Below are 15,521 nucleotides of genomic sequence, written 5' to 3' on the forward strand. Positions count from 1 at the left end.
TATAAGTCCTGTAACATTGTTATACAACTGTATCCTACAAACCTACGAATCAATGGTATAAATGTATAGGAGAGCTTGAAACATGTTTGCTCCTGTCGACTTTTGGAATGTATGATCATTTTATCCAAAAGTACAATACAACCTGGATTTAAGAGGTGAAACTATGTCTACTGCATTTGTACCAACTATTCGTAACAGCACACCACTCATTAACATTGAGGATAAAGTACTAAGAATTCAAAGAGGAAATGATTCCTTAAGAAATGAGCTGATCGAAGCTTACCAGCCATTTATTAAAAAAGTGACTTCAAAAGTTTGCAGTCAATATATAGATCGTACGATGGATGAATTTAGTGTAGGTCTTTACGCTTTCAATGAAGCCATTGATCAATATCAAGAAGGACAAGGAAGCCGTTTTCTTTCCTTTGCTGACATGGTAATCCGCCGCAGGGTTATCGACTATATCCGAAAAGAAGTTAGACAGAACCGTCTGATTTATTTGCAGCCGGATGAGGAAGATGAAGAAGGCCGTGTCGAGGACAGCTACGCAGAACAAAAAGCTGCCATGGAACATTACGAAGAAAAGATCCAGGCAGAGAACCGCGTGTATGAAATCGAAGAGTATCAAAAACTGCTGAAGGATTTCAGCCTTAATTTTAAAGTGTTAAGCAAACATTGCCCTAAGCATGTGGATGCAAGGGAAAACGCTAAAGAAATCGCTCGTTTGTTAGTGGAAAACCAGGAAATGGCTGAATTTTTATTGGAAAAAAAACAACTTCCTATAAAAGATTTGTTAAGTATGGTTTCCTGCAGTCGTAAAACAATAGAGAGAAATCGAAAATATATAATAGCGGTATCGCTAATATATCTAGGGGACTTTAAAGCGTTAAAGTCTTATATTCAGCCTTAAATAAGGGGAAGTTAAACGGTTGTAATTACTCGTGGGGAAATCGTAATAAATAAGCAAAGCAAGAGAGCAGCAAAACCCATGATGGTTATGATACGAAGCAGATCCTTCGCCTAGCAGGAGGGATATGTGGGATGAAGAATGGAATTTTAATGGAAGTTAAGAAAGGGAAAGCCGTCCTATTAACGAAAGACGGTTGTTTCATCACCGTTAAGGTACCACGCGGAAAGCATCCGGTGGTAGGTATGGAATACAGCGTTTCGAGTTTTTCAAAATGCAGAACACGCCAATTTATTTTTCCTTCTCTTTCACTTACAATAGCAGCATTGCTTATACTTGTTTTATTTTCAGGAGTAAATCCACTGGGCCGCAACGACAATACTGTTGCGGCTTATGTGAGTTTTGACGTAAATCCCAGCCTCGAAGCAGGAGTTAACAAAGACTTGCAAGTCATAAAAGTAAAAGCATATAACGCTGAGGGACGGGAAATTCTCCAATCATTAAAACAAAAGAAAAACATAAGCCTTTCCCACTTTGCTTCAGCTTTGCTGAATGCTTATGACAACAAAGGATATCTGAAGAAAAACCCGGATGTCATGATCGGAACAACCATCGTGAACCAAAATAATGACAAGCTTTTGTCTGCATTGGATGAGACTGTATCTTCAATTAAACGGAATGCATCCATCTATAATTCGAAAGCCGCCATCATGGTAAAGAATATTAATACAAATAAACGGAATGTTGCCCAAAAGAATGGGGTATCATCCGGAAAATATATGATGTACTTGGATGCTAGACGAAAAGATAAAAACATTTCTCTTAATGAAGTGAAGAACATGTCTTATACCGAGCTAAAGAGAAAGATAAAACCTGTACATGAAGAGCCGGAAGAATCCGGCTTTAAAAAAAACCATTCAGAAAAAATTCTTCGCAATCATAGAAATCTTGAACCCATAAAGATTAAGACGAGTTCCCTGCATAGTTCTTCTCTAAAAGAACATGCGAAAAAAGAAGTCAAAGAAGAAAGGATTGAACCCAAGCTAGAACCAAACAATAAACGTGCTGTCCCAAAAACCAAAAGGCACGAAGATCGAAAAAGCCGCAGTAAAGCTGAAGATAAAGAAAAAAATGAATCAAAAAAAGTAAAACCACATTCTTCAAAGCAACATCACGAACAGCCGATGTACAACAAGCAAGCAAAGAAAAATACTAATTTGAATACTGCTCCGAAACAGCATGTTCATGAAAAGAATAAACATGAAAACCATAAATGGGATAAGGGGAAAAGGCTTGAAAAAAGAGAGCAGAAAAATTCTCCCGTTCATCGGCCTGAAAAAAAGTACTGGAAAAAAGAACTGCAGAAAAATCATAAAAAGCCACAAATGAATAAAGAAATACATAAAAAGGCTGGCTAAAAGTCGACACTACGTTTAATAAACTGTCGAAGGAAAAATCAAGGAAGACACCAACCATCTCCCGAACATTAAGATATACATGTTTTTAAAAGGGGGATGTTTATGGATTGGGTTCTTTGGCAGGAACAGGTTCAAAAAACGGCCTTCCTTCAGCCGCTGATAGGCACGGAGACTCCCAGTGTGACGGCTGACGGAGAACGATTATGTTTTTCCTTCGTAAATAAGTATAACGGATCAGAACGGATATCCATGCTTACAGGCAGGATGGATGATTTGCATGAGGTGTTTGAAGGCCAGCAGCGTCTGAGCGATTTAATCAGGATAAAAAGAGTAACTTTTACGGGAACATACAGAGAACAGCTTAAGTTAGAATCTCTTCTGTTTTTATGCAAATTGGAGTCCTAAGCCAAAAGAATCGGGTCCTTCTATCTAAAAAACAGGAGTTATGGATTGACACTCCATAAAGGTGATGTTAAAATTCGAAACGTGTTAAGAAATGCTAACTATATAACGAATAACAAATTCGTTCTTATCGCGAGTGGTGGAGGGACTGGCCCTATGAAACCCGGCAACCGTTAAGCAGCTTCCTGTTTGAAAAGGTGCCAAATCCTGCAAAGCAAACTGCTTTGGGAGATGAGATGACGGTGCATATAAATTTTTATGCCCTTCTGCTCATGACCTGGCAGAAGGGCATTTTTTATTTTTCAGAAAGTGAGGGATCCGGTCTCTTGATAACATTAGACGCAGTAAAAAAGATTTTTCAGACGAAAGACGGAGCTGTAAACGCAGTTGACCATGTCGATCTTTCTATAGATCAAGGAGAAATTTTCGGGATTATTGGATACAGTGGTGCAGGTAAAAGTACACTGATCCGAATGCTGAACATGCTGGAAAGACCGACGAGCGGAGATGTTAACGTTGCGGGAAAAAATCTTTCCAAACTTAGTAACAACGAGCTTCGAAAAGCTCGGCAGGAAATCAGCATGATATTTCAGCATTTCAATCTGCTTTGGTCCAGAACAGTAAGGGAAAACATTGCATTTCCACTTGAGATTGCAGGTGTGCCGAAAACAGAGCGCCTGAAGCGGGTGGATGAACTGATTAAACTTGTTGGACTAGAGGGCCGCGGAGAATCGTATCCTTCCCAATTGAGTGGAGGACAGAAGCAAAGAGTCGGGATCGCACGTGCACTGGCCAATAACCCTAAAGTTCTTCTCTGTGACGAGGCGACTTCAGCCCTTGATCCGAAAACAACAGACAGCATCCTTAATTTATTAGTTGAGATCAATCAAAAGCTCGGCTTGACCATTGTTCTTATCACACATGAGATGCATGTCATCCGTAAGATCTGCCATCGGGTCGCTGTTATGGAAGACGGTAAAATAGTGGAACAAGGGCCGGTTTTGGAAGTATTCAGGCAACCTAAAGAGTCCATTACAAAAGATTTTGTTAAGCAAGTAACAGAGCCAGAAGAAACGACAGACATGATCAAGCAGCTGGCATCTGAAAAACCTCAGAGCCAAATTGTACAGCTTACCTTTGTTGGAGGAAGTGCAGAACAGCCCGTTATTACAGATGTGATCCGTAAATTTGACGTTCAGGTGAATATCCTGCAGGGTAAGGTATCACAAACACAAAACGGGCCATATGGAACGTTGTTCATCCAGCTGGTAGGAACAGATACCGAAATTCAGGAAGCGGTAGCCTATATGAATGGGCAGAAAGTAGAAGTGGAGGTGATCTCATATGAATAGTCTTTTTCCGAATGTGGAATGGAGTGGAATGTGGGGTGCCACCGGACAAACACTGTACATGACAGCTGTTGCGGTTCTTGCCACTTTTATTTTAGGTCTTCTTTTAGGATTAGCATTATTTTTAACGGGTAAAGGGAACCTATGGGAGAATCGGTTTTTAAATTTTGTCTTTTCAGCGATCGTAAATATCTTCCGTTCCATTCCGTTTATTATCCTGATCATTTTATTGCTTCCGTTTACGCTCTTGTTAGTAGGATCTATGCTTGGCGCCAATGCAGCATTGCCTGCTTTGATTATTGGAGCTGCACCGTTTTATGCCCGGATGGTTGAGATTGCACTTCGCGAGATTGATAAAGGGGTAATCGAAGCGGCAAAATCGATGGGATCGAGCAACGCTCAAATTATTTTTAAAGTTTTGATCCCTGAAAGCCTTCCTGCATTAGTTTCCGGGATAACGGTAACTTCAATCGCGCTTGTCGGTTATACAGCAATGGCGGGGGTAGTCGGAGCAGGCGGGCTCGGGAATTTGGCGTTCCTTGAAGGTTTCCAGCGTACGCAAAATGATGTTACATTTGTCGCTACTGTTATCATTCTAATCATTGTGTTTATCATTCAGTTTATTGGGGATAATGTAACTCGCCGTCTTGATAAACGTTAAAATATAAATTACACAACCAGGAGGAACAACATGAAAAAAATCATTACACTCGTTCTTTTACTTGCATTGACAACAGCCCTTGCTGCATGTGGTGCAAACGGAGGGAAAGACAAAAAACTAGCTGACGATAAGATTGTTGTGGGAGCATCCAATGTTCCGCATGCCGAAATTCTTGAAGCAGCTAAACCTTTAATGAAGAAAAAAGGAATTGATCTTGAAATTAAAACGTTCCAGGATTATGTACTTCCTAATAAAGCACTTGCAAACAATGAAATTGATGCCAACTACTTTCAGCACGTTCCGTATTTGAAATCACAAATGAAAGAAAATAAAAATTACAAATTTGAGAACGCCGGCGGTATTCATATCGAACCGATCGGAGTATATTCTAAAAAGTACAAGTCTTTAAAAGAACTTCCAAACGGAGCAACGATCATCATGAGTAATTCCGTTGCTGACCACGGACGTATGCTAACATTGCTTGAGCACGAAGGCTTGATCAAACTTAAACCTGGAAAAGGTTACAACTCAAAGATTAAAGACATTGCCAAAAACCCAAAACATTTAAAATTTAAAGCAGATGTTGAAGCTGGCCTTCTTCCAAAAGCGTATAAAAACGGTGAAGGAGACGCTGTATTGATCAACACGAACTATGCGATCGATGCTGGGTTGAACCCTCAAAAGGATTCCATTGCAATTGAAGGATCTGACTCACCGTTTGTAAATATCATTGCTGTGCGCAAAGGCGATAAAGATGCTAAAACGGTGAAAACCCTTGTTGAAGTGCTTCACTCTAAAGAAATTCAAGATTTTATCAAAAAGAAATATAAGGGTGCTGTTGTACCGGTAAACAAATAAATGATTTTAAGAAGGACAGCCTTTGGGCTGTTCTTTTTTTTGTCCATTTGTAATAACTGTAAGATGATTTAACAATTTATTGATGGAGGGATGCAGGATGGAAGTACAGCAACCGGCTGGTTTTTGGATCAGGTTTGGAGCCAGTATACTGGATGGCCTTATTATTGGTATTCCATTATCATTAATCGGTTATTTATTCACAGGTAACTTTGTGTCAGAAGATCCGGGTGGAGACTGGTTCATGAATGTGATTAGTTTTCTTTATGCGCTTTTGCTGCCCATTTACTGGAATGGTTATGTGGTTGGCAAGAGAATCTGTGGAATCAGGATTGTTAAAGCGGACGGAAGCAAGCTTGGAATTGGGGCAATGGTGCTGAGAGTGTTAGTCGGCGGCTTAATATATGGGTTAACCCTTGGAATTGCGTTGATTGTCAGCGCCTTTATGGTCGGTATCCGCAAAGACAAAAGAGGCATCCATGATTTGATCGCTGGTACGTATGTTACCCATTTGCCACCGCAAAAAGAAGGGTGAACAAGGCGGCATGGAACTGCATCCTTATTGTTAGACACAGGTAACAATGGGAGGGTGCAGTTCATAGATGCCGTCTTATTTTAATGTGATGGATGTAATTTCAGGCCGGCAGAAGAAACGGAAGGGCAGATGAGTAGTTCCCATTCCTCTGTTGGTATATAGAAATTTGTTTTCTGTTTCATAAAGTCCACTATGGTATTTCCTTCCCATTTTTGAAGTGATGATCGGACCGAACAATGGCATTCGGACTTGTCCTCCGTGACTATGGCCAGACAGCTGCAGATCTACAGGGAATTTGGAACTGACTTTGAAATAATCCGGTTCATGGGCAAGCAGAAGAGTAAAACGGTCTAAAGGAATACCATTCAGTGTTTTTTCGAGATCTGCTTCTCCTCTCAGATAGTCATCCAATCCTGCGAGGTACAGCTCATCATTTTCTTTTTTAATCATCCTTTTCTCATTTATTAGAAGTTCAAAGCCGCTTTTTCTCAGCAGTTCAGAAATGGTATCGATACTTTCAAGGTAATCATGATTACCGAGAATCGCGAATTTACCGAAGGGTGCCTTGATTTTATTTAGGTAAGGAAGGCTCTTTATAACGGTTTTCAGCGACCGGTGGGAATTCACCAAATCGCCTGTGAAGACGATCATATCAGGATTAAGCTTCTGTATTTTATCTGCCATCTTAGCAATATGCCTGGCCTTAAAATGAAAGCCCAGATGAAAATCACTAATATGGACAATATGAAATTTTTTAAAGGCCTCTGGGAGCCTTGGGAGCTTAATATCGATTTTTTTAACATCAAACCAGTACGGTTCAATAAACGCAGAATAAAAAGCTGCCGCTCCTGCAGCGCCTGCAAGGGCACCCAATCCGATTGAACCTGCAATCAATGACTTCTTTACCTTTTCCTCTTCCATCTTTTACTCCTTTTTTTCAGCCAGTTTCTTTTAGCCTATTATATTCCCGACTGCAGAAGACTTGAAGCAAAAAGTTCAGCTCCCGTTTTAAAATTGGGATAAGAAAAATAGCTATAACTCATACTAAATCTTGTCTATCTTATGGACAGGAGGATGAAAAGGAAATGGAACATCAAGAAATGTCTGGAAAAAACTCAACGCAGCACCATCTGATCCGCTATAAAGAAGGTCTCGGTAAGTATACGGAAAATATGCCTGAACTGGTCCATTCATTCAGTGAATTCACACGCCATTGTTTCAAGGAAGGCGAGATCTCTGAAAAGAACAAGCAGCTGATGGCTTTAGGGATCAGTATTTATTCTCAGGATGAATACTGTATCATCTATCACACGAAAGGCTGTTTGGATCAGGGAGCCAGTGAAAATGAAATTCTTGAGGCTGTGGGAGTTGCAGCAGCTTTTGGCGGCGGAGCTGCTATGAGCCAAGGTGTAACACTTGTTCAGGAATGCATCCAGGAATTAAACAATCCCATGCATTAAAAATAAAAGAGTTCCATAATTGGGACTCTTTTTTGTATTTGCTCACATAAGCAAGCATTTGGGAGGATATATAAGGATTCATGAGTCATTAAGGTTCAACAAAAGAATAACCCTTGAGCCTTGCATATATGGCGCTGAATGGAAATTGAATCACAGGAGTAGCTTTGTTACGCTATATACGTTGATTAAGTGTTATATACACGAAAGGAATGATTCATTATTCACTCGATTAAAGTTAACCACACTCCTGAAATGGAAAAAGCCATGCAAAAGAATCATGGTATTGGTTATGCTGAATATGAACGAAATCTAGAAAAACGAATCACTATTGAACAAGAACGTGATAAAGAATATCAAAAAAGTTTAGAAGTTTCTAATGAAATGGAACGAAAAATTCTATAGTATAGGTAGGGAAATCAGCATTCAGAACTGGGTGCTGATTTTCTATTTATGTAGTTTTTGCATTTTCTTCTGCCAATGACTCCTACAGGTTGAAGATAAAATAAATTTGTTATAATATTAGAATGAGAATAAATTGAGAATGGAATGAGAGAAGCTTTCATTCTTGTTCACATTAACAATATATTTCACTGAAATATAAGATGGAGGTAAATTTTATGTCTACACCAAATTTAAAGATTGAAAACCTGCGTGTTTCTATCGATGACAAAGAGATCATCAAAGGTTTAAACCTTGAAATAAACGGCGGAGAAATCCATGCGATCATGGGGCCAAATGGAACAGGTAAATCCACTCTTTCATCTGCGTTAATGGGGCACCCTAAATACGAAGTGACCGATGGAAACGTTACATTTGACGGAGAAGACCTTTTCGAAATGGAAGTTGACGAACGTGCAAAAGCTGGTCTTTTCCTAGCGATGCAATATCCAAGTGAAGTAAGCGGAATTACAAACGCTGACTTTTTGCGTTCTGCTATTAATGCACGCCGAGAAGAAGGTCAGGAAATTTCTCTTATGAAATTTATCCGTGAATTGGATAAGAAGATGGAGCTTCTTGAAATGGACAATGCGTTTGCTCACCGTTATTTAAATGAAGGCTTCTCTGGTGGAGAAAAGAAACGTAATGAAATTCTTCAATTGATGATGATCGAACCTAAGATTGCCATCTTGGATGAAATTGATTCTGGTTTGGATATCGATGCTCTTAAAGTAGTAGCTAAAGGCATCAATGAAATGAGAAACCCAGAGTTTGGCTGCTTAATCATTACTCACTATCAGCGTTTACTTAACTACATCACTCCAGATAAAGTACATGTGATGATGCAAGGGCGCATTGTAAAATCAGGAGGACCTGAACTTGCACAGCGTCTAGAAGCGGAAGGATATGACTGGATTAAGGAAGAGTTGGGAATTGAAGACGAAACTGTTGGCCAAGAGGCGTAAGCAAGTTAGGAGGATTTGTACATGTCAGTTGAAACTTCTTTAAAATATGACAGGGATTATGTAAGCAAGTTCTCTGAAAGCCGCCAAGAACCAGCATGGCTTTCAGAACTTCGTTTACGCGCATTGGAATTGGCACAGCAGCTTCCTATGCCTAAACCTGATAAAACAAAAATTGATAAATGGAACCTTACTGAATTCAATCACGTGAGCACTGCTGAGGAAAGCGCAGACCTTCCTGAGCAAGTGAAAGCATTAATTGGTGATAAAGAAGCGGGCAATCTGCTTGTGATCCGCAACGGAAACGTCGCTCACTCATCGGTTACAGAAGAGCTGGCTTCTCAAGGTGTCATTTTCACCGATTTCGTAACCGCAGCTCAAAAGCATGGAGACCTTCTTCAAAAGTATTTCATGAAAGAAGCTGTCAGCATTGACGAAAACCGCCTTACAGCCATTCATGCGGCACTAGTAACCAATGGTGCATTCATTTATGTTCCAAAGAATGTAGAATTAAAAACTCCGCTTCAGGCGATCTACTTCCATGATGATGAGCAAACAGGGCTCGTTAACCATGTCATCATCGCAGCGGAAGACAACAGTTCGGTCACGTATGTTGAGAACTACTTGTCAACAAACGAAAACAGTGAATCTGTTGCCAATATCGTATCTGAGGTTTTTGCAGGTTCAGGAGCTAAAGTAGTGTACGGAGCTGTCGATAATCTGGCCAAAGGAATGACTTCCTATATCAGCCGCCGAGGGCGTGCAGGACGCGACGCGCGAATCGAGTGGGCATTAGGACAGCTTAATGATGGAAACACAGTATCTGATAATACAACACATCTTGTCGGAGACGGTTCATTCACAGACACGAAGACTGTAAATATCGGCCAGGGTGATCAAAAACAGAACTTTGTTGCTCAAATTTTCCATCATGGAAAAAGCTCTGAAGGCTACATCTTAACTCATGGAGTAATGAAGGATTCTGCAAGCTCGATCTTCAATGGAATTACAAAGATTGAACATGGTGCGACAAAATCAAACGGCGAACAGACAGAACGGGTATTAATGCTGAGCGAAAAAGCACGCGGAGATGCGAACCCGATTCTCTTGATCGATGAAGATGATGTTACAGCTGGCCACGCCGCATCAGTTGGACGAATTGATCCGATTCAGTTGTTCTACTTGATGAGTCGCGGAATATCAAAAGCTGAGGCTGAACGATTGATCATTCATGGTTTCCTAGGGCCTGTTGTCAATGAAATGCCGCTTGAATCCGTGAAAAAACGTTTAGTTGAGGTAATAGAAAGGAAAGTCAGATAATGAACGCACATGAAGTAAGAAAGCTGTTTCCGATCCTGCATCAGGAAGTCAATGGAAAACCGCTTGTTTACTTTGATAGTGCCGCCACTTCACAAAAGCCGGTACCTGTCATTGAAGCGCTGGAAAAATATTACCGGGAATATAATTCAAACGTTCATCGGGGTGTCCATACTTTGGGGACCAGAGCTACTGACGGCTACGAGGGAGCCAGGGAGAAAGTTCGGCGTTTTATTAACGCGAAATCCACACAGGAAATTATTTTCACACGTGGAACTACGACCTCAATCAACACAGTTGCAGCAAGCTACGGTTTAACGAACCTGTCAGAAGGCGACGAGATCGTCATTACGCCGATGGAACATCACAGCAATATTATTCCATGGCAGCAGGTCGCTAAAAAAACCGGTGCGGCACTTAAATACATTCCTTTAAAAGAAGATGGATCCATTGATCTTCAGGATGTTGAAAATACCGTAACTCCACAAACTAAAATCGTATCCGTTATGCACGTATCCAATGTGCTGGGAACGATTAATCCTGTAAAGGAAATTGCAGAGATCACTCATAAAAACGGAGCTGTAATGGTAGTGGATGGGGCGCAGAGCACACCGCATTTAAAAGTGGATGTTCAAGATCTGGATTGCGATTTCTTTGCCTTCTCTTCCCATAAAATGTGCGGGCCGACTGGTATTGGTGTACTTTACGGAAAAAAAGCATTGCTGAACCAAATGGAGCCTGTTGAGTTCGGTGGAGAAATGATCGATTTCGTTGATTTGTATGACTCCACATGGAAAGAGCTTCCTTGGAAATTTGAAGGAGGCACTCCAATCATTGCAGGAGCGATCGGTTTGGGGGCAGCCATTGATTTTCTTCAGGAAATTGGGCTTGAAAACATTCAAAAGCATGAACATGATCTTGCGGAGTATGCTATTGAGCGCATGTCGGAAATTGAGGGCATTACCATTTACGGGCCTAAGGACCGTGCTGGAATCGTGACGTTTAATATCGACGATGTTCATCCTCATGATGTAGCCACTGTTTTAGATGCTGAAGGAATTGCCGTGCGCGCTGGACATCACTGCGCCCAGCCATTGATGAAATGGCTGAATGCATCTTCAACCGCACGGGCAAGCTTTTATTTATATAACACCAAAGACGAGATTGATTCTTTTGTAAAGGGATTAGTCACGACAAAGGAGTATTTCGGCCATGTCTTCTAATTTAGATCAGCTTTACCGGCAAGTCATTATGGATCATTACAAAAACCCTCGCAATAAAGGGCAATTAGCCGATGATTCGGTCACCATCAACATGAATAATCCAACGTGCGGAGACAGAATTCAGCTTCATTTGAAGGTGGACGATGGAAAAATTTCTGACGCAAAGTTTGATGGAGAAGGGTGCTCAATCAGCCTTGCTTCTGCAAGCATGATGACACAAACGGTAAAGGGTTTATCTGTGGAGGACGCGGTTAAGCTCGCACATATATTTTACAATATGATGCTGGGTAAAGATTATGATGATACAACATTTGATCTCGGTGACATTGAAGCCCTGCAGGGTGTTTCCAAATTCCCGGCCCGCATAAAATGCGCCACCCTTGCCTGGAAAGCGATGGAGAAGGGCGTAGGGCACGAAAAAGAAGAATAAAACATCAAGTATTCGAAGAAGCAATTAGTTCTTTTAATTGGGTGCCAGGCACGATTTGGGATTAACTGCTGGTGCCAGGCACCGTTTCAGAGAAGTGATTTTCACTTTTTATTTGGTGTAATGCATCATTTGGGTTAAACTGGTGGTGTAAGTTACTATTTCATTGAAGCAATTAGTTCTTTTTAAATGGTGTCAGGCACCAAGTGGGTTAAAGTGCTGGTGCCAGACACCCGTTCAAAGAAGTTTTTGTGCCATTGCAAGAGAATTGTATCCTTTAAGGAGGGATGAAACGATGGCTAAGAAAATGCCTGATATCGGTGAATACAAATACGGTTTTCACGATAAAGACGTTTCGATATTCCGCTCAAAACGCGGATTGACTAAAGAAGTTGTAGTAGAAATCTCCAAGATGAAGAACGAACCACAATGGATGCTGGACTTCCGTTTGAAATCTTTAGAGCAATTTTATAAAATGCCTATGCCTCAATGGGGCGGAAACTTGAAAGACTTGAACTTTGATGACATTACGTACTATGTAAAGCCGTCCGAGAAGTCCGAAAAGTCTTGGGATGAAGTGCCGCCTGAGATTAAGGCTACGTTTGATAAACTTGGAATTCCTGAAGCAGAGCAAAAATATCTCGCAGGAGTTTCTGCACAATACGAATCAGAAGTGGTATACCACAACATGAAAGAAGACCTTACTGACTTAGGGATTCTGTTTACAGATACTGATACAGCGCTAAAAGAGCACGAAGAAATTTTCAGAGAGTATTTTGGAACGATTATTCCTCCTTCTGACAACAAGTTTGCTGCTCTTAACTCGGCTGTATGGTCCGGTGGTTCTTTCATTTATGTGCCAAAAGGCGTAAAATGTGATACTCCATTGCAGGCGTACTTCCGAATTAACTCTGAGAACATGGGTCAATTCGAGCGTACCCTGATCATCGCTGACGAAGACAGCTCCGTTCACTATGTAGAAGGATGTACAGCACCAGTGTACTCAACGAACTCTCTGCACAGTGCGGTTGTTGAGATCATTGTTAAAAAGAACGCTTATGCTCGTTATACAACCATTCAAAACTGGGCGAATAACATTTATAACCTTGTAACAAAACGTGCCGTTGCAGAAGAAAATGCAACAATGGAATGGGTAGATGGAAACATCGGTTCACGCCTGACCATGAAGTATCCGGCCGTTGTTATGAAGGGACGCGGGGCGAAAGGAACTATCCTTTCCATCGCGATTGCAGGGAAAGGACAGCATCAGGATGCTGGAGCGAAGGTTCTTCACTTAGCGCCTGATTGTTCATCTACTATCGTTTCGAAGTCAATTTCCAAGCATGGCGGTAAAGTTACGTACCGCGGTATTTCTCACTTTGGACGCCGTTCTGAAGGATCCAAATCCAATATCAAATGTGATACATTGATTATGGATAACCAATCCACTTCAGATACGATTCCTTACAACGAAATTCTGAACAACAATATTACTCTTGAGCATGAAGCTACGGTTTCAAAAGTGTCAGAGGATCAATTGTTCTACCTCATGAGCCGTGGTATTTCTGAGCAGGAAGCAACAGAAATGATCGTAATGGGCTTCATCGAGCCATTTACAAAAGAACTTCCAATGGAATATGCGGTTGAAATGAACCGTCTGATTAAATTCGAGATGGAAGGTTCTATCGGATAAAGTCTGAAAAGCCTTGGTATATAAGGAATATACCAAGGCTTTTTTATGTGAAAATTAGAGTCGTGCCAGTTTCGTGCCAACTCAAAATCTTTTGTTCAGTACACTGAAGATAATTAAATAATTGTCGCTTCCGAAAGAGGTATTGAATTAGAAAAGACAATCAATAGGATAAATTTAAAAACCCTTGTCATAATAAGGAATTATGGTAAGAGTACCGTTTGGATCTTTAAGATCAGCATAAATTTACGTATGATGACACTCGGCCAATCGGACTTTAATATTCAATATATAGATCCTGGCTCTAACACAGTGCGAAGCTATTATCCTGATTTCTAAATTGAAAAAAATGATGGGAAATTGTTGATTGTTGAGGTTAAGGGTGACAATAAAATTGATGATCCAATTGTACGTGCAAAAGAAAAAGCAGCATATGAAATTGCAAGTGCAAGTGAAATGGAATATCGAATAATTTCTGGGAGTCGGGTTATTAACGGTAACTCATCATCAATTTTTGATAAAATTTAATATGTTCAAGATAGAAGGTTCAGTAAAATATGTAGTTAAAAAAAGGTTAAAAAATTTGACCATCAAATTGACCACTTTTTGACCGTCTGAATTTTTTAACTGTAATATATTTTAATACTCAATTACTTTTAAAAGTATTGATTTGATGCGGTTTTAGTCAATTATCAATTGTAGAAAAACACATAGGATATATTCCGCACACAAGTTCACCCTTGGGAACGTGAACAATATATGAGCATGTATTAAGACTAAAATCCCTTGATACCATTGGTATCAAGGGATTTTTGTTTTGTGAGTAAAATTTAATTTAAGATTTTCACCCACAAAACACCCACAATAAAGTCAAAAAAATTATTCAGAACGCGTTTCATTTGGTCCTCGAAGAATCGGCGGTTTAGTATAAAAATTTATTGTTATTTAGCCGTAAATAACCTAAGCAGCAATACAGATTCAAGAAGCAAAGTCTCAAATTGATGCAGGTGAAATACGACCATTAGTGAACGTGGGCAGCAAAGTTGTTGAAGAATATAAGGACATACCTTTTGCTAAGGACAAATGGTCAGATGTTTCTTTCGATGTTTATACCGGCCTGATTGCACCGAAGGATCTACTTGAAGATGTTCTTACTATTCTACACGGCCTTCAAAAAAAAACATGGAAGAAGTCCAGCTGTGAATGAATGTCATCATGATTTTTGAAGATTTTTCCCTTTTACGGGTGAAAGTGTCCGTTCCATCCAGCCCATTAGAATGTCTGCTAATATTGCCATCAAAGCTGTTGGAATAGCACCTGCTAAAATAATGGCTGTTCCGTTTGTGGCATTTGTTCCCCTTACGATAATATCACCTAATCCGCCGGCACCGATAAATGTACCAATGGTAGCTATTCCGATCGCAATAACGAGCGCTGTCCGAAGTCCGGCCATTATTACAGAAACTGCAAGTGGGAGCTCAACCATTCGCAAGATTTGCACTTTCGTCATGCCCATTGCTCTTCCAGATTCCAGTAAAGTTTTGTCCACACTGCAAATTCCGGTATACGTATTTTTAATGATAGGAAGCAGTGAATAGAGAAAAAGAGCCATAACGACCGTATTCGTTCCTAACCCCATAACCAGCATGAGCACAGAAAGCATAGCTAATGCCGGAATGGTTTGAATGATATTTGTCAGTGAGATCACCCATTGGCTTAATTTGGCATAACGGGCAATCAAGATGCCTAATGGAATCGCAATAATTGCCGCAAATAATACCCCATATGCTGACATTAGAAAATGGCGGTAGAATTCGGTCCACACGTAGTCAAAGTTTTGGTTATAATACAGCCACAAATCTTTTATTGTTCCCATC

The 15,521-nt window shown here is 40.4% G+C and carries 18 protein-coding genes and 1 riboswitch; of the genes, 16 read left to right on the forward strand and 2 right to left on the reverse strand.

Going from position 1 to position 15,521, the window contains the following annotated elements; all coding sequences use genetic code 11:
• Positions 1 to 163 precede the first annotated feature (163 nt).
• The 7 genes from sigI to P4361_RS02615 all read left to right on the forward strand — a co-directional run bounded on the left by sigI (position 164) and on the right by P4361_RS02615 (position 6,127).
• On the forward strand, positions 164 to 910 hold the full coding sequence (gene sigI / locus P4361_RS02585; protein ID WP_091003296.1) for an RNA polymerase sigma-I factor: 747 nt from the start codon (positions 164 to 166) through the stop codon (positions 908 to 910).
• A gap of 131 nt (positions 911 to 1,041) precedes the next feature.
• Positions 1,042 to 2,325 (forward strand): anti-sigma factor domain-containing protein, encoded by a 1,284-nt coding sequence (locus tag P4361_RS02590; RefSeq protein WP_328088228.1) that lies wholly within the window; start codon positions 1,042 to 1,044, stop codon positions 2,323 to 2,325.
• A 102-nt stretch (positions 2,326 to 2,427) separates the two neighbouring features.
• Complete coding sequence (locus P4361_RS02595; protein ID WP_053357267.1) at positions 2,428 to 2,730, forward strand: hypothetical protein; 303 nt, start codon at positions 2,428 to 2,430, stop codon at positions 2,728 to 2,730.
• Between the two features lie 121 nt (positions 2,731 to 2,851).
• Positions 2,852 to 2,965: riboswitch (SAM riboswitch) on the forward strand.
• Positions 2,966 to 3,053: 88 nt separating this feature from the next.
• Complete coding sequence (locus P4361_RS02600; RefSeq protein WP_328088229.1) at positions 3,054 to 4,079, forward strand: methionine ABC transporter ATP-binding protein; 1,026 nt, start codon at positions 3,054 to 3,056, stop codon at positions 4,077 to 4,079.
• On the forward strand, positions 4,072 to 4,737 hold the full coding sequence (locus P4361_RS02605; protein ID WP_053357268.1) for a methionine ABC transporter permease: 666 nt from the start codon (positions 4,072 to 4,074) through the stop codon (positions 4,735 to 4,737). Before P4361_RS02600 ends, P4361_RS02605 begins: the two co-directional genes overlap by 8 nt.
• Before the next feature lie 30 nt (positions 4,738 to 4,767).
• Entirely contained in the window at positions 4,768 to 5,595 is an 828-nt protein-coding gene (locus tag P4361_RS02610) for a MetQ/NlpA family ABC transporter substrate-binding protein (RefSeq protein WP_062233101.1), read from the forward strand.
• A gap of 97 nt (positions 5,596 to 5,692) precedes the next feature.
• Positions 5,693 to 6,127 carry an RDD family protein gene (locus P4361_RS02615; RefSeq protein WP_062233104.1) on the forward strand — a complete coding sequence of 145 codons (435 nt, stop codon included), beginning with the start codon at positions 5,693 to 5,695 and terminating at the stop codon, positions 6,125 to 6,127.
• A gap of 75 nt (positions 6,128 to 6,202) precedes the next feature.
• Here P4361_RS02615 and P4361_RS02620 read toward each other — a convergent pair whose 3' ends face one another.
• The gene (locus P4361_RS02620) at positions 6,203 to 7,048 is read right to left on the reverse strand and encodes a metallophosphoesterase (RefSeq protein WP_328088231.1); all 846 of its coding nucleotides are present in this window, start codon (positions 7,046 to 7,048) and stop codon (positions 6,203 to 6,205) included.
• A 164-nt stretch (positions 7,049 to 7,212) separates the two neighbouring features.
• Here P4361_RS02620 and P4361_RS02625 point away from each other — a divergent pair, with 164 nt between their 5' ends.
• The 9 genes from P4361_RS02625 (at position 7,213) to P4361_RS02665 (ending at position 14,851) form a co-directional block, all read left to right on the forward strand.
• Entirely contained in the window at positions 7,213 to 7,587 is a 375-nt protein-coding gene (locus P4361_RS02625) for a carboxymuconolactone decarboxylase family protein (RefSeq protein ID WP_082683377.1), read from the forward strand.
• Between the two features lie 264 nt (positions 7,588 to 7,851).
• Positions 7,852 to 7,989: a hypothetical protein gene (locus P4361_RS02630; RefSeq protein ID WP_175501739.1), complete on the forward strand. Its 138-nt coding sequence runs from the start codon at positions 7,852 to 7,854 to the stop codon at positions 7,987 to 7,989.
• A gap of 215 nt (positions 7,990 to 8,204) precedes the next feature.
• Positions 8,205 to 8,990: a Fe-S cluster assembly ATPase SufC gene (gene sufC, locus P4361_RS02635; RefSeq protein ID WP_053357272.1), complete on the forward strand. Its 786-nt coding sequence runs from the start codon at positions 8,205 to 8,207 to the stop codon at positions 8,988 to 8,990.
• A 21-nt stretch (positions 8,991 to 9,011) separates the two neighbouring features.
• On the forward strand, positions 9,012 to 10,307 hold the full coding sequence (sufD, locus tag P4361_RS02640; protein ID WP_265409782.1) for a Fe-S cluster assembly protein SufD: 1,296 nt from the start codon (positions 9,012 to 9,014) through the stop codon (positions 10,305 to 10,307).
• Positions 10,307 to 11,527 (forward strand): cysteine desulfurase, encoded by a 1,221-nt coding sequence (locus tag P4361_RS02645; RefSeq protein ID WP_328088232.1) that lies wholly within the window; start codon positions 10,307 to 10,309, stop codon positions 11,525 to 11,527. Before sufD ends, P4361_RS02645 begins: the two co-directional genes overlap by 1 nt.
• Entirely contained in the window at positions 11,517 to 11,957 is a 441-nt protein-coding gene (gene sufU / locus P4361_RS02650; protein WP_328088233.1) for a Fe-S cluster assembly sulfur transfer protein SufU, read from the forward strand. Before P4361_RS02645 ends, sufU begins: the two co-directional genes overlap by 11 nt.
• A 292-nt stretch (positions 11,958 to 12,249) precedes the next feature.
• Positions 12,250 to 13,647: a Fe-S cluster assembly protein SufB gene (gene sufB / locus P4361_RS02655; protein ID WP_053357276.1), complete on the forward strand. Its 1,398-nt coding sequence runs from the start codon at positions 12,250 to 12,252 to the stop codon at positions 13,645 to 13,647.
• Between the two features lie 360 nt (positions 13,648 to 14,007).
• Positions 14,008 to 14,172, forward strand: coding sequence for a hypothetical protein (locus tag P4361_RS02660; protein WP_328088234.1), 165 nt, complete (start codon positions 14,008 to 14,010; stop codon positions 14,170 to 14,172).
• 496 nt (positions 14,173 to 14,668) lie between these two features.
• Complete coding sequence (locus P4361_RS02665; protein WP_328088235.1) at positions 14,669 to 14,851, forward strand: hypothetical protein; 183 nt, start codon at positions 14,669 to 14,671, stop codon at positions 14,849 to 14,851.
• Positions 14,852 to 14,857: 6 nt separating this feature from the next.
• Here P4361_RS02665 and P4361_RS02670 read toward each other — a convergent pair whose 3' ends face one another.
• The gene (locus P4361_RS02670; RefSeq protein ID WP_328088236.1) at positions 14,858 to 15,520 is read right to left on the reverse strand and encodes an ABC transporter permease; all 663 of its coding nucleotides are present in this window, start codon (positions 15,518 to 15,520) and stop codon (positions 14,858 to 14,860) included.
• Position 15,521: the final 1 nt, after the last annotated feature.

Source organism: Fictibacillus sp. B-59209 (genome assembly GCF_036216745.1).
GTDB classification, from domain to species: Bacteria; Bacillota; Bacilli; order Bacillales; family Fictibacillaceae; genus Fictibacillus_C; species Fictibacillus_C marinisediminis.

Coding starts and splice junctions, on each gene's coding strand:
- P4361_RS02595 (WP_053357267.1), top strand. CDS start 2,428: ATGGATTGGGTTCTTTGGCAGGAACAGGTTCAAAAAACGGCCTTCCTT.
- sufD (WP_265409782.1), top strand. CDS start 9,012: ATGTCAGTTGAAACTTCTTTAAAATATGACAGGGATTATGTAAGCAAG.
- P4361_RS02625 (WP_082683377.1), top strand. CDS start 7,213: ATGGAACATCAAGAAATGTCTGGAAAAAACTCAACGCAGCACCATCTG.
- P4361_RS02605 (WP_053357268.1), top strand. CDS start 4,072: ATGAATAGTCTTTTTCCGAATGTGGAATGGAGTGGAATGTGGGGTGCC.
- P4361_RS02670 (WP_328088236.1), bottom strand. CDS start 15,520: ATGGGAACAATAAAAGATTTGTGGCTGTATTATAACCAAAACTTTGAC.
- P4361_RS02590 (WP_328088228.1), top strand. CDS start 1,042: ATGAAGAATGGAATTTTAATGGAAGTTAAGAAAGGGAAAGCCGTCCTA.
- sigI (WP_091003296.1), top strand. CDS start 164: ATGTCTACTGCATTTGTACCAACTATTCGTAACAGCACACCACTCATT.
- P4361_RS02645 (WP_328088232.1), top strand. CDS start 10,307: ATGAACGCACATGAAGTAAGAAAGCTGTTTCCGATCCTGCATCAGGAA.
- P4361_RS02630 (WP_175501739.1), top strand. CDS start 7,852: ATGCAAAAGAATCATGGTATTGGTTATGCTGAATATGAACGAAATCTA.
- sufU (WP_328088233.1), top strand. CDS start 11,517: ATGTCTTCTAATTTAGATCAGCTTTACCGGCAAGTCATTATGGATCAT.
- sufB (WP_053357276.1), top strand. CDS start 12,250: ATGGCTAAGAAAATGCCTGATATCGGTGAATACAAATACGGTTTTCAC.
- sufC (WP_053357272.1), top strand. CDS start 8,205: ATGTCTACACCAAATTTAAAGATTGAAAACCTGCGTGTTTCTATCGAT.
- P4361_RS02620 (WP_328088231.1), bottom strand. CDS start 7,048: ATGGAAGAGGAAAAGGTAAAGAAGTCATTGATTGCAGGTTCAATCGGA.
- P4361_RS02615 (WP_062233104.1), top strand. CDS start 5,693: ATGGAAGTACAGCAACCGGCTGGTTTTTGGATCAGGTTTGGAGCCAGT.
- P4361_RS02610 (WP_062233101.1), top strand. CDS start 4,768: ATGAAAAAAATCATTACACTCGTTCTTTTACTTGCATTGACAACAGCC.